The sequence below is a fragment of the Sphingomonas sp. CD22 genome (assembly GCF_034556155.1).
Lineage (GTDB): Bacteria > Pseudomonadota > Alphaproteobacteria > Sphingomonadales > Sphingomonadaceae > Sphingomonas.
The window spans coordinates 331,502-344,902 of sequence record NZ_JAYDYX010000001.1; the positions used below are offsets into that span (position 1 = coordinate 331,502).

At 68.8% G+C, this 13,401-nt stretch carries 10 protein-coding genes; 3 read left to right on the plus strand and 7 right to left on the minus strand.

Translation table 11 applies throughout. The annotated features are described in order from the left end of the window. Positions 1-178: 178 nt before the first annotated feature. Together SFC76_RS01490 and SFC76_RS01495 are read right to left on the minus strand one after the other, a co-directional pair. Positions 179-808 carry a hypothetical protein gene (locus SFC76_RS01490; protein WP_322847723.1) on the minus strand — a complete coding sequence of 210 codons (630 nt, stop codon included), beginning with the start codon at positions 806-808 and terminating at the stop codon, positions 179-181. A gap of 29 nt (positions 809-837) precedes the next feature. Beyond that, positions 838-1,143, minus strand: a complete 306-nt coding sequence (locus SFC76_RS01495) for a hypothetical protein (RefSeq protein ID WP_038660502.1) — start codon at positions 1,141-1,143, stop codon at positions 838-840. A 148-nt stretch (positions 1,144-1,291) separates the two neighbouring features. On the opposite strand from SFC76_RS01495, the gene SFC76_RS01500 reads away from it, so the two are divergent. After that, positions 1,292-1,978 (plus strand): HAD family hydrolase, encoded by a 687-nt coding sequence (locus SFC76_RS01500; protein ID WP_322847724.1) that lies wholly within the window; start codon positions 1,292-1,294, stop codon positions 1,976-1,978. Positions 1,979-2,049: 71 nt separating this feature from the next. Next, positions 2,050-3,243: a DUF2252 family protein gene (locus tag SFC76_RS01505; RefSeq protein WP_322847725.1), complete on the plus strand. Its 1,194-nt coding sequence runs from the start codon at positions 2,050-2,052 to the stop codon at positions 3,241-3,243. A gap of 14 nt (positions 3,244-3,257) precedes the next feature. Here the strand turns inward: SFC76_RS01505 and SFC76_RS01510 are convergent, their stop codons facing one another. The 3 genes from SFC76_RS01510 to SFC76_RS01520 form a co-directional block, all read right to left on the minus strand. Next, entirely contained in the window at positions 3,258-3,626 is a 369-nt protein-coding gene (locus SFC76_RS01510) for a DUF393 domain-containing protein (RefSeq protein ID WP_322847726.1), read from the minus strand. A 295-nt stretch (positions 3,627-3,921) separates the two neighbouring features. Next, entirely contained in the window at positions 3,922-7,002 is a 3,081-nt protein-coding gene (locus tag SFC76_RS01515) for a TonB-dependent receptor plug domain-containing protein (protein WP_416222376.1), read from the minus strand. A 131-nt stretch (positions 7,003-7,133) separates the two neighbouring features. Next, positions 7,134-10,181, minus strand: coding sequence for a glycosyl hydrolase family 28-related protein (locus SFC76_RS01520; protein WP_416222368.1), 3,048 nt, complete (start codon positions 10,179-10,181; stop codon positions 7,134-7,136). Positions 10,182-10,357: 176 nt separating this feature from the next. On the opposite strand from SFC76_RS01520, the gene SFC76_RS01525 reads away from it, so the two are divergent. Beyond that, positions 10,358-10,942, plus strand: a complete 585-nt coding sequence (locus SFC76_RS01525) for a gluconokinase (protein ID WP_416222369.1) — start codon at positions 10,358-10,360, stop codon at positions 10,940-10,942. 97 nt (positions 10,943-11,039) lie between these two features. On the opposite strand, the gene SFC76_RS01530 is transcribed toward SFC76_RS01525, so the two are convergent. Both SFC76_RS01530 and SFC76_RS01535 read right to left on the minus strand, forming a co-directional pair. Then, on the minus strand, positions 11,040-11,717 hold the full coding sequence (locus SFC76_RS01530) for a FadR/GntR family transcriptional regulator (RefSeq protein ID WP_322847727.1): 678 nt from the start codon (positions 11,715-11,717) through the stop codon (positions 11,040-11,042). Between the two features lie 20 nt (positions 11,718-11,737). Next, entirely contained in the window at positions 11,738-13,084 is a 1,347-nt protein-coding gene (locus SFC76_RS01535) for a gluconate:H+ symporter (protein WP_322847728.1), read from the minus strand. Positions 13,085-13,401: the final 317 nt, after the last annotated feature.

A 13,401-nucleotide genomic window follows, 5' to 3' on the forward strand; every position in this document is an offset into this window, starting at 1 on the left:
CGTCGTCCACAACACTAGGCTCAGCATACCATCCCATCAGCCGCTTTCGACAATTGTAGGCGGACGAGGACGATCAACCACAGCCGGGCTTAACAAGCCACCAAGAAGCGGCGGCGCGGGCGACGATCCGTGCAAAAAGTGCCGCTCCCGCCGATGATCGACGGGAGCGGCTGGGTCGTCAGAGGCGCGTACCGGTGGTGTAGCGCGCGCGCTCCTCATGGACCTGCTCGGCGGTATAGGCCGGGGCGGTATCGTCGAAGCTGGTCCAGCCGGTTTCGCGATAGCTCGCGCCGCGGCTCTGCGCGTCGACCGAGCGGTTGCGCTCGAGCACGGCTTCGGCCTCGCTCACCAGATCGTCGGGCACCTTGGCGCTGACCAGCGAACCGCCGCGGCGGACGCCTTCGGCATAGACGTGCGCGTCATTCTCGTCATGCCCTGCGTTCTTGAGCGCGCCGACGATGCTGCCCGTCGCCGCGCCGCCGGCCGCGCCGATGCCGGCGCCCGCTGCGGTCGCCGCGAGCCAGCCGGCGGCGACGATCGGGCCGAGGCCGGGAATGGCGAGCAGGCCGAGACCGGCGAGCAGGCCGCCCGCACCGCCGAGCACGGCGCCGGTCGACACGCCGCGGCTGACGTCGCCATGGTCGTTGATGCTGTCGTCGTCCTGATCGACATGGTCGCCGTGGCTCTTGTCGGCGTTGCTGGCGACGATGCTGAGATGATCGTGGGGGACGCCGATCGCTTCGAGCTCGCGGATCGCGGTGGTCGCATCGGCATAGTCGTCGAACAGGCGCGTGATGGTCTGGGTCATGAAATCTCTCCTGAAAACGTCGTTTTCGATCAGCGGCTGGTGACGTTGCCCTTGTAGTCGAGCATGACGGTCGCGCGCTTGCCGGCCTTCATCGCGGTGCCCTGCCACAGGCCGTCGCGCTTGGTCAGCTTGGTGATGCCGGTATAGCCCGCCTTGGCGAGACGGCCGCGCGCCTGATCCTCGGTGAAGGAGTTCGCGCCCTTCGCCGGGGCGGCGATGGTGTGCGGTGCGCCGTTCTTGACGGCGGGGTTGTGCGAGCCGGTCTGGGCGGTCTGCGCGACGGCACCACCGGCGAACAGGGTCATGGCGGTTGCCGCGATCACATAGCGAAACATCGAACGTCTCCTCTTCAGATGCCGGCCAACGCGCGGCATCGGGAAAAGGGGACAAGTCGCTGAAAAGGAACGTTCGCGTTCGATCGCTGGTTGGCGATGGGACGAGGTGGCCGATGGCGCCGCCGCTCCCCAAATCATCGGAGGCACCATGCCCAACAAGATCAAGGCCATCCTTTTCGACATCGACGGGACGCTGGTCGACAGCAACGATCTCCACGTCCTCGCCTGGGAAGAAGCCTTTGCCGGGATCGGCGCGCGCTTCGACCGGCAGACGATCCACGACCAGATCGGCAAGGGCACCGACAAACTGGTGCCGACGCTGCTCCCCGACCTGGACGACGACGCGGTCGAGCAGCTCGGCGACGCCCACGGCAAGGCGTTCAAGACCAAATATCTCGATCAGGCCAAACCCTTCGCCGATGCCCGCGCCCTGCTTGCGCACGCCCATGGCAACGGTCAGCAGGTCGTCCTCGCCTCGTCCGCGTCGGGTGAGGAGCTCGACCATTATCTCGGCCTGCTCGATGCCCGCGATCTGGTCGGCGAGGCGACCAGCGGCGACGATGTCGAGCAGACCAAGCCGGCGCCCGACATCTTCGCCACCGCGCTCGCCAAGCTCGACGGGCTCGACCCCGCCGAGGTGATCGTCGTCGGCGATACGCCCTATGACATCGAAGCGGCGGCGAAATGCGGCATGGCGGCTATCGCGGTCCGCTCCGGCGGCTTCCCCGATGCGGTGCTGGAACGCGCCGGCGCGGTCGCGATCTACGACGATGCCGCCGCGTTGCTCGCCGATTATGCGGCGTCGCCGCTCGGTGGGGAAGGCAAGGCCGCCTGAAATTTGCCGGTCGGATGTAACCCATGTGGGTCAGCGTGCGTTACGTTATATTGCTGATCCGAAGGACATCGATGCCGACACCCCGTTCCGCCGAACGCGGCGCCATCCTCGAAGCCAAGCGCAAGTTGAAGATGGCGCGTTCGACCCATGCCTATGTCCGGGGTAACACGGTCAAATTCTACGAATGGCTGGCGGAATCGCGGGCGTCGCGTCACGTTCCCGAAGGACCGGCGATCTGGATCTGCGGCGATTGCCACCTCGGCAATCTCGGGCCGATCAACGACGGTGACGGACGCATCGCGATCCAGATCCGCGATCTCGACCAGGCGGTGATCGGCAATCCCGCGCACGATCTCATCCGCCTCGGCCTGTCGCTGGCGACCGCGGCGCGCGGCTCCGACCTGCCCGGCGTCACCACCGCGCATATGATCGAGGAGATGGTGACCGGTTATGCGCGCGCGATGCGCGATCCCGGCGGCGACGACAGCGGCCCCGAACCCGAGGTGGTGCGCAGCGTCAAGCGGCGTGCGCTCGGCCGGCGCTGGCGGCACCTCGCCAAGGAACGGCTGCGCACCGAAGAGCCGACGATTCCGCTCGGCGACAAATTCTGGCCGCTCGACGGCAGGGAACGCGATGCGCTCGCCGCGGTGCTCGCCGAGCCCGACGTCACCGCTTTGGTGCTGGCGCTCGACGACAAGGACCGCGACCGGGCGGTGCGGCTGGTCGATGCCGCTTATTGGATGAAGGGGTGCAGCTCGCTCGGCCTGTTGCGCTTCGCGGCGCTGGCCGGGTTGAAGAACGCCAAGGGCCGGTCGGATTATGCGCTGATCGACATCAAGGAAGCGACCGCGCCGATCGCACCGGCCGCGCGCAGCGCGACGATGCCGGCGGATCAGGCGGTGCGGGTGGTGACCGCGGCGCGCGCGCTGTCGCCGCATCTCGGCAGCCGCATGGTCGCGGCGCGGATGCTCGACAGGTCGCTGTTCGTGCGCGAACTCTCACCGCAGGATCTCAAGCTGGAGGTGGAGCAGTTCAGCGCCGGTCAGGCGGTGAAGGCGGCCCGCTACCTCGCTTTCGTCGTCGGCAAGGCGCATGCACGTCAGCTCAGCCGCGACGAGCGTGCGGAGTGGACGCAGGTGCTCGATGCCGACCGCCGCGGGGCGATCGACGCGCCGGGCTGGCTATGGGAGAGCGTCGTCGCGCTCGCCGGGCTGCACGAGGCGGGCTATCTCAACCATTGCCGGCAATATGCGATGGGCGGATGACCGCGCCCGTCGGTTCACCGCAGCAGGCGCTGGAGGCGTGGTCGAACGCGCAGGAAGCGACGATAGGCCCGCTCCATGACGTGCAACGCCAGCGGCTGGCGGGCGAGCAGGCCGAGCGGGCGGAGCAGCGGGATCGCGCGCCACATCGCCGCGAAGGCGGCGGCGCCGGAGAGCAATCGACCGTTCTCGCTGGCGTGGAACCGGTCGAGCAGCGCACCGCGATCGATCGGACAGACGCTGTCGCTATCGGTCGCATCGATGAAGGTGATCGCGCCGCGCCGGTCGAGCCGGCGCATCACCGCGATCTCTCGCCGGCATAACGGGCAATTGCCGTCATGCCAGACGGTGACGCCAGTGGCGGCGGCGGGGGTGGGGGATGCCATCCCGGATCAATGGCTGGCGCGGGCGGGCGTTCCTCCGGCGCCACATTCATCGGCACCGCAACCCCGCGACCGCCCCGCCCGTCACCCCGGCCTTGCGCCGGGGTCCCGCTTCGTCGGACGGCGCAAAGAAGCGGGATGCCGGATCAAGTCCGGCATGACGGCGGACTTAATTGCCGTCGCGACACCCCGATCGTCGATCCGGCCCGGAACGATCCCATAAAAAATCCCCCGCCATGCCGGATCGTGTCCGGCATGGCGGGGGAGGCGGGGGACCTGGTTGGAGCGGACTATCGGATCAGAACCGCGCGCGGACGCCCAGACGGTAGAAGCGGCCCAGCGTGTCATACAGCGCCGGATTGACGTCGAGGCCGGTGTTGGTCTGCGGCGATGCCTCCGGATCGTGGTCGAACAGATTGTCGACCTTGAAGAACATGCTGACCTGCTTGGTGACGTTGAGCGACCCGCCGATGTCGAAGTAGAAGGCACCCTTCATCTTGTTATAGTCGATCGTCGGATTGTTGGCGGTCGAGACCGGGCAGCTCGTCGAGCAGACGACGTATTGATTGCCGAACACGCCGTCGCTGAACCAGCGCTCCTGCAGCAGCAGGCTGAACTGGTCATTGTCGTAGCTCTGGATCGCCAGCCACTTCCAGCTCGGCGTCGCGCCCGAATTGGCGCCGGCGCTGTCGACCGGGATGGTCCCGGGCAGGCCGGGATCGGTGATGAAGTTGATGACGTGGGTGCCGAGGCCGCGCAGCGTGAAGTTGCCGCCGAGGCCCAGCGGATTGCGCCACTGGTAGCTCGCCTCGATGTCGAAGCCCTCGGTCTTGATCGAGGCGAGGTTGAACGACTGGACGTTGACGAACGCGGTCTGGTTGCTGCCGGCGGCGATGTCGAGATTGAAGGCGCCGCAGGTGTCGGGCAGGTTCGAGATGTAGCACAGATTGACGATCTGCTGCGCCGACAGGCTGGAGACGACGTCGCTGACCTTGATCTTGTAGTAGTCGAACGACAGGCTGAGCCCCGGCAGCCAGGACGGGCGCGCGTAGACGATGCCGGCTTCGGTGCTGCGCGCGGTTTCGGGGCGCAGATTGGGATTGCCGATCGTGTTCTGGATGATGAGCAGCTGTCGCCCGGTGGGGTTGGCCGCCGTCGTGCGCGGGTCGGTGAAGTTGGGGACGGTCGTCGTCGTCGGCGCGGCGAACAGTTCGGAAAGGTTCGGCGCACGCACGTCGCGCGACGTCACCGCACGCAGGCGCAAACCGTCGAGCGGCGTTTCCCAGGTGCCGCCGACCTTCCAGGCGTAGATGACGCCCGAGGTCGAATATTTGGTCGCGCGGCCCGCGGCGTTGATGCTGGCCTTGCCCAAAGCCGCCGAGTCGAGGATCGGCAGGTTAAGTTCGAGGAAGCTTTCGTAGACGTGATATTTGCCCGAACCGTTCTTGTAATTGCCGGCGTACCAGTTGCTGCCCAACGTCGAATTGAGGATCGGATCGGCCGGATAGTCGGCCGAATTGGGGCTGATCGCCGACACGCCCGCGCCATAGGGATCGGCGTTCACGCGATACGCCTCGCGCCGGTATTCGACGCCCATCGCGACCGCGAGCGGACCCGCCCACAGGTCGATCGGCGTGCCCGAGATGCTGGCGGCGGCGGCATCCTGCGTCTGGCGGGTATGCTGGAACGGGCCGTTCTCGGGCACGATATAGGCGAGCGCCGCGGCGGAGGGTGCCGCGCCTCCGAAGATGTTGATCGGCTGGCAGCCGTTGGCCCGCGCGGTCGCATTGGCGCAGACGATCTGGCCGTTGAGCGTCGTCGCGTTGATCGCCTGATTGTACCGGCCGTTCAGGCTGATGTTGTCGACATTGATGTCGGTGATGTTGATGCCGTGCTCGTAATAGATGTCATAGGTCCAGTTGGACCCGAGCACATCGGCCTTGCCCTTCAGGCCGCCGACGAAGCGATACTGGCGGCGATCGGTATTGACCTTGATGTTCGGCAGGATGGCGTTGCTGAGGCCATAGCCGAAGGTGGTGACGCCGTTGGCGGCGCAGGCGGCGCTGACCGACGCGGGCAGATAGGGGTTCGAACACTGGATGGTCAGGCCGGTCTTCGAGGCACCGGGATTGGGCTGGTTGTTGGTCTTGACCTGCGCGATATTGGCGGTGACGTACAGCTCGGTATCCGGCGCGATGTCGTAGCCGACGCGGGTGTAGCCGTTGATCCGCTCCAGCGCCGATTGCAGCGACGTGCCCGAACCGACATGGCCCGACTGATCGCCGCCGACGCAGAAGCCGACGTAGCAGCCGATGACGTTGCCGCCCGCGGTCTTCGACGGCACGCCGTTCGATCCGTACTGGAACGGGAAGGGGTTGCCGTTGACGTCGAATGCCGTGCCCTGCAGCGGGCCGCTGCTGATCAGGCCGTACTTCGTATATTGATAGGCTTGCGCATGGTCACGGTAGAGGAATTGCGGCGTGCCGCCGGCGCGGTTGCCGGTGTCGACCAGCGTCGAGGCGCGATACCAGTCGCGGCTGCCGGCGAGGTCCTCACCATAGTTGCCGGGGCCGACGCCCTGATCCTTCGCATATTCGCCGCTGAGGATGACGTGCAGCTTGTCGCCCGCGAACGCCTTGCCGACCGCGAGCTGCGCCAGCACCTGACCGTCGTCGCCGTAAGTGGTGATGCCGGTTTGAAGGTTGCCCTTGACGCCGGTGAAGCGGGTATCGGTGATGAAGTTGACGACGCCGCCGACCGCATCCGAGCCGTAGGAGGCGGAGGCGCCGCCGGTGACGATGTCGACGCGCTTGATGAGCAATTGCGGGAACTGGCTGATGTCGGTCACGCCGGTGACGTTGGCGCCGATCACGCGCTGTCCGTCGAGCAAGGTCAGGGTGCGGATCGTCCCCAGACCGCGCAGCGACAGCGAGCTCAGCCCCTGCTGGCCGCTCGACGTGCTGAACGTGCCCGTCGTCGCACCGGTCGATCCTTGCAGCGAGGGCAATTGCACGACGGTGTTGAAGATGTTCGCCTGGGCATTCTGCTGGATCTGCTGTTCGCCGATCACCGTCGTCGGGGTCGGCGCGTTGAAGCCGTTGGCGGTGATGCGGGTGCCGGTGACGACGATGTCGCTCGCCGGGGCCTCCGCCTGCGGCGCATCGGCGGTGCCGTCGGTGGTGGTGGTCGGTTTGACGAGCTGGTCGGGCGCGGCGGGGTCTGCCGAGCGGGTCGAATCGGGCACCGCCGACTGATCCTGCTGCGGCAGCGGCCGCGCGAACGCCGGCACCGACACCAGCATCGCCGCAAGTGCCATCACGCTGGTAGCGCTACCCGAAATACCCGCAAGGCGTCGCCGATCGCGCAAGACCATCTTCATCATCCATCCCCTTGTCCGCAGGGTCCGCGCCGGGCTCGCCGGTCTGATCCCTGATCCTGCGGCCAGTCTACGCAAAGACGGTCGCCGCGGCATCTACGACCAAAGTCGATTCGTGCCGCAGCGGCAGGAGTTCAGGGGCGCGCGGTGTAGAGCGCGTGATGGGTCAGGATGAACAGCGTACCACCGTCTGCACCGCCGAACAGCAGTTGCAGCGGCCGGTCGGGCACGTCGATCCGGCCCTGTTCGCGGCCGTCGGCGGCGTAGACGAACACCTGCCCGTTGGCGACGTAGACGCGCCCGTCGGGACCCGCGACGACGCTCTCGCCGCCGCGTGGTGCGAACGGCTTGAGATCGGTCACCGCGCCGCCGGCGCCGACCAGACCGCTATAGGTGCGGTTCTCCGAGCCGTTGGCGAGATAGACGCGCCCGCCCGGTTTGGCGGTGATCAGGCCATACGTGTCGAGCGTATCCGAGAAGCGCCAGCCGCGGTGATCCGCCGGCCCCTGCTGCCAGACGCGGAAGGCGGGCAAGGCGAGGCTGCCGTCGGGCGAGACGTATTCGCGGGGCTTGGCGATCGCCATGTCGCGCGCGAACATCTCGGCAAGCGTGGTGAAGCGATCGGTTGCCGGATCATATTGGTCGCGGAATTCGCCGTTGTTCCACAGACTGCCGGGCAGGACGATCCGCGGATGCGCGGCGGCCGGCCTGGCCGCCAGCACGTCGACGGCGGCGGGACGCTTGGGATCGAGGCTGTAGACGGTCGCCGCGGCGCCGGCGGACGACAGCACCATCAGCCGGTCCGACGCATCGACCGCGAGATTGACCGCGTCGAGCGGCGCGTCGGACACCACCGACAGGCCCTCGCCGGCGCTCCAGCCGTGGATGCGCTGCATCGGGCGGTCGACGAAATAGAGCTTGCCGGCACGGTCGACCGCACCGCCGCCGAGCGCGTGGAAGCCGCCGGCGACGCGCGTCACCGGGATCGCGGTGGATGGCGCCGCGACCGGCGCGTCGGTGACGTCGAGTACCGCGAACTCGCGCTCGCGCACCTCGGCGCCGCGGGTGATGTCGCGGATCGCATTCTCGTACGGATATTTGCTCGCGCGCAGATAGGTGCCGCAGCCGGCGGCGTCGCAGGTCGAGAAGCCGCTCTCGGCATTCACATGCACGTTGCGAAAACGGATGCCGGTCGAGCCGGTCAGCGTGATCGCCGCCGGGGCGCCCTGCAGCGAGCGGGTGACGCGATAGGCGTGGAGGTTGGCGAACAGGATGTCGCGCGAGTTGCGGATCTCGAACGCCACCGTGTCGCGGCTCTCGCCGGCCTCCTCCTCGGTCTGCGGCGCGAGGAATTCCCAGTTGCGCACGCGGTCGAGCACGATTTCGGCGCGGCGATGATGCTCCGCGGACATTTGATAGACGTGCCCCGGCGTGTCGGTGTCGGAGACGAGCAGCCCGGCCGCGGCATAGGTGCTGGGCGTCCACAGGCCGTTGAACGTGCCGCCGCCGCCGTCGGTCACCCACAGGCTGGCATTTTGGCCGTCCCAGCGCTGCTTGGGATCGGCATCGCCGCTGTGGTCGGCGTTGTAGGGATCGAAGCGGCTGCCGTCGGCGCGGAAGGTGCCGTGGCCGCCCTGGAACTTGACGTCGTCGACCAGCGAGCGCTCGCCGGCGCGCCATAGCAAGGCGGTCGCGCGCGGGTTGCGGCCGCCGGTGGCGAGGCCGAGGCCGGAGACGATCGCGTCGCCGCCCCTGGCGCTGGCAAGCAGCGCGCGCGGGCCGCCGACGCCGCGGAAGGCGGAACTGTCGTCGGCGAGGACGATCTGGGTCAGGCTGGGGTGGAGGCCGATCAGCACGCTGTCGGGGCGCAATGTCAGCGTGTCGCTGACTCGGTAGAAGCCGGCGGGGAAATACAGCACGCGCCGGCTGGCGATCGCGCGTTGCAGCGCCGCGGTATCGTCGGTGGTGCCGTCGCCGGTGACGCCGAGGTCGCGGACGTTGGTCCAGGCGGCGACCGGCGGCAGCAGGCGGATCGCCGGGTCGCGGCGCTTGGGCGTGCCGGAGAGCGGCACCGCATCCATCCGGGTGGCATAGCTGCCCATTGCGCCGAGCGCGGGCACCGTGAGGCCATAGGTGAAGGCGCGGACGCGGTAGCGTGCGCCCGACCCGGCGACCGTCTTGCCGCTGTCGCGGAAGTGCGCGAACACCGGCGTGCCGACCGCGGTCGCATCCTCGAAGCCGATCTGCGTATAGGCATTGCCTTCGTTGCTGATGATGACGCCGGCCTTCGAGACATTCTCGAACCGCACCTGCTTGCCCCACAGCCAGTCGCCATAGCCGCGATCGATTTCGATCCCGACCGGCACGTTCCGGAACACGGTGTTGACCAGGGTCAGCCCCGCCTCATGCTCGCGGATCGCGGCGTCGCGCTGCCCTTCGAAGGTCGCATCGAGCAGCGTATACTGCCACGCGGGCGAGGGCTTTTCGGTCAGGATGCCATAGCGGCCGCCGAAGAAGCGCAGGTCCTGCCCGATATTGCCGACCTGATAGATGCCCGCGAGGCCCGAGCCGAGATGAAAGTCGATATGGCTGAGATAGGCGTGCTGCGCGGCGTGGAAGCGTACCGCGGTCGCCGCCGGATTGCCGTCGCCGATCTCGAAATCGACATTGGCCATCGCCGAATAGAAGGTGCCCGAATTGGCGTCGGCGATGCCGGGATCGAACGGGACGCTGGTCGGCGGCGGCACCGGCACCGGCGGGCGCGGCGGCTCGCCTGGGCGGACGGGCAAGGTGCCGGTGAAGAATACCATGCTGCCGACGCCGCGCTGGAAGCCGGGCGTCTGCGGGGCGAGCAGGATGACGGGGCGGCGCTTGCCGACACCGAACAGGCGCACGCCGGGCCGCATGAACAGCGTGCGGGTGATGCGGTAGCGGCCGGTCGGCAGGAAGACGAGCCCGCCGCCGCCTTGCGCCGCGACCGAATCGATCGCGCGCTGGATCGCAACGCTGTCGTCGGCCGCGCCGTCGCCCTTGCCCGCGACGGTGACCGCGCGCGGATCGGCCGGCGCGGTCGCGAAGGTGGAGACTGAAGGCATCGCCGCGAGCAGCGGCGTGGCGGTGCCGGCGAGCAGCAGCGCGGCAAGGGGGGGCAGGCGGTGCGCCGCCCGGAACGTGGCTGTCATCTCGGCGTTTTCCTTGCAGTGGGCGTGGGAGCGTCCCGTGATCGCTTCGGAGTAGGATCGCACGCGCGGGGCGACGATTGCGACAAAGGTCGTAATGGTCAGCCGGGCGCGGACGCGGGATAGCAAGAATATCGTCACGCCGGCAGCTCGGCCGGCCTCGAACGCAAGGGTAGCGCGTGCAGGGACAAGCAGGGACCGATCGCGCTTATGCCGTCGTCGTCATGGGCGTGAGCGGCAGCGGCAAGTCGACGCTGTCGACGCGGCTCGGCGCGGCGCTCGCCTGCCCGGTGCTGGAAGGCGACGCGTTCCATTCCCGCGCCAATGTCGCCAAGATGCAGGCGGGCCATCCGCTCACCGACGAGGATCGCTGGCCGTGGCTCGACCGGCTCGGTGCGGCGCTCGGCGAGGCGGCGCTGGCGGCGCCCGGCCATGTCGCGGTCGCCGCCTGTTCGGCGCTCAAGCGCAGCTATCGCGAGCGGCTGTCCGCCGCCTCGGCGGTGCCGCTGCTGTTCGTGCTGCTCGACACCGGCGCGGCCGAGATCGCGCGGCGGATGGAGACGCGCTCGGGCCATTACATGCCGCCCAGCCTGCTCGGCAGCCAGCTCGCCACCCTTGAGCGGCCCGCGCCCGACGAACCCGCGGTGACGCTCGACGCCGCGCGGCCGGTGGAGGTGTTGATCGCGGAGGCGCTGGCGTGGATCGACGCGCGGCAAGGCGCGGTCGCGGGTTCGGACCACCGGATAGCCCATCCTTCGCCCTGAGTCCGTCGCAGGGCGGTGAGGCTCGGGCCCTTCGACGGGCTGAGGGCGAACGGCGCAGATCGGGAAACGCTCGGCGATCGGGGGAGCCCGGCCCGACTCACGGCATCAGCCGCTTGCGCCCCTGCGACAGATGCCAGCGCATCGCCAGCGCCGCGCCGTCGGCATCGCGGGTGCGGATCGCATCGACGATCGCGTCATGCTCCGCCATCATCGCGCCGATCACCTCGGGCGGGCGGGAGCGCGAGATGTCGACGCCGGCGCGCAGGATGCGCATCACCTCGTCCTGCAGATGGTCGAACACCGGCACGAAGGCGGAATTGCCCGTCGCCTCGACGATCGCGCGGTGGAGCAGCCAGTCCTCGTCATGCGCCGGCGCGTTCGACAGCAAGGCGCTGCGCAACGCCGCGAGCGTATGTTCGATCTCGTCGAGCTGCTGCGGCGAGCGGCGCTGCGCCGCCAGCCGCGCCGCCTCCGATTCGAGCACGAAACGCACCTCGTAGGTGCCGAGCGTCTTGGCGAGCGCATCCATCGGCATGTGCGTGCTGAGCCGTTCGGACGGCCGCCGCTGCACGTAGGAGCCGGCGCCGCGCCGCGCCGCGGTGATCCCGTCCGAGGCGAGCCGCGCCAGCGCCTCGCGGACGATCGTCCGCGACACGCCGAACGAGGCGGCGAGCCGCGATTCGGAGGGCAAACGATCGCCGATCGCGAGCCCTTCGTCGTTGATGATGGCGACGATCGCGGTGTACGCGCGATCGACCAGCCGGACTTCACTCATGGCTGCCTCCCCCGCGTGTGTCAGACGACATAACTGAGCGCGACCACCAGCGCGAGCCCGACCACCGAAATCGTCGTCTCGAGCAGCGACCAGGTCTTGAACGTGTCCGCGGTGCTGGTGCCGACATAGCTTTTCACCAGCCAGAAGCCGGGATCGTTGACGTGGCTGAAGAACACCGAGCCCGCGCCGATCGCCAGCACCACCAGTTCGGGCGAGACGCCGGAGCCGGCGACGACGCCGGGCATGATGCCGACCGCGGTGATCGTCGCCACCGTCGCCGATCCTGCGGCGAGGCGGATGCCGACCGCGACCAGCCAGCCGAGCAGCAACGGCGACACCGCATACATCAACACGAGCCGCGCGAGCAGATCGGAGAGGCCGGCGCTGACCAGCACCTGTTTCAACGCACCGCCGGCGCCGATCGCGAGCAGGATCGCGCCGGCGGCGGCCATCGTCTCGTGCCACACCGCGTCCTGGATCTTCGCTTCGCGCAGCCGGCGACCGAACAGCAGCGGCAGAGCGAGCAAATTGGTGACGAGCAGCGCGATCACCGGGTTGCTCGCCGCGACGAGCCAGCCGGTGCCCTTCAGCCCCGGCGCCATCTGGCCGAGCTCGCCGGTGGCGATCAGCAGCACCGGCAGCAGCACGATCGCCAGCGACGCGAGCCGCCCCGGCGTGGCGAGATCGAGCCGGTGGTCGTGCAGCAGCGGCGGCGCGAGGCGGATGCCGGGGGTGACGAAGCGGGCGAGCACCGGCCCGGCGAGGATCGCGGTCGGAATCGCGATCAGGATGCCGTACAGCATCGTCTTGCCGAGATTGGCGCCGAGCGCCTCGACCGCGAGCAGCGGGCCGGGATGCGGCGGCACCAGCGCGTGGACCACGCCGAGCCCGGCGAGCGCGGGCATGATCAGCCGCAGCTTGGCAGCGTCGCGATCCGCGTCGTCCGCGCCGGCCATCGCCTCGGCGGCGGCGACGACGATCGGCAGCAGCAGGACGAGCCCGGTTTCGAAGAACAGCGGCAGGCCGATGACGATCGCGATGCCCAAGGTCGCCCAGGGTGCGGCGCGCGCGCCGGTCAGCCGCAACGCGCTCTGCGCCAGCGCCGCGGCGGCGCCCGACAGATGCAGCATCGCGCCTAGCGACAGGCCGAGCGCGACGACCAGTCCGGTGCCGCCGATGATGTCGCCGACGCCCTTCTGCACCGCTTTGGCGATATCGGGCAGCGGCAGGCCGGCGAACAGCCCGACCGCGAACGCGCCGCACAGCAGCCCGATGAAGGGATGCAGCCGGCCGCGCACGATCATCAGCACCGCGAGCAGGATGCCGGCCAGCGCCGCGACGACGAGGCGGATGTCCGCGCCGGTCATCGCGACACCGCCGGGGCAGGGGGGAGGTTCGGCTCAAGGCATGTCCCTATCCACCCCGTCACCGCGGACCGGTTGGAGACCTCCGCCAATCTCCAGTGCTCCTGCGAAAGCAGAAGCCCAGGGGTCCCGGACACCGCAAGGCGTTGTTCTGCTTGGCCCTGCGTTCCTGCGTTCGCAGGAACACTGCACAGCGGCAGTGGCCGGGTGGACTTTCGCAGCGGTCTCCAACACGCCCGACGTGACGACCCGCGCGGGGAGAGCGTCTGCGTACCATCAACCTGCTTCGGCGACATACGCGCCGCGGCGCCCGCCTGTCT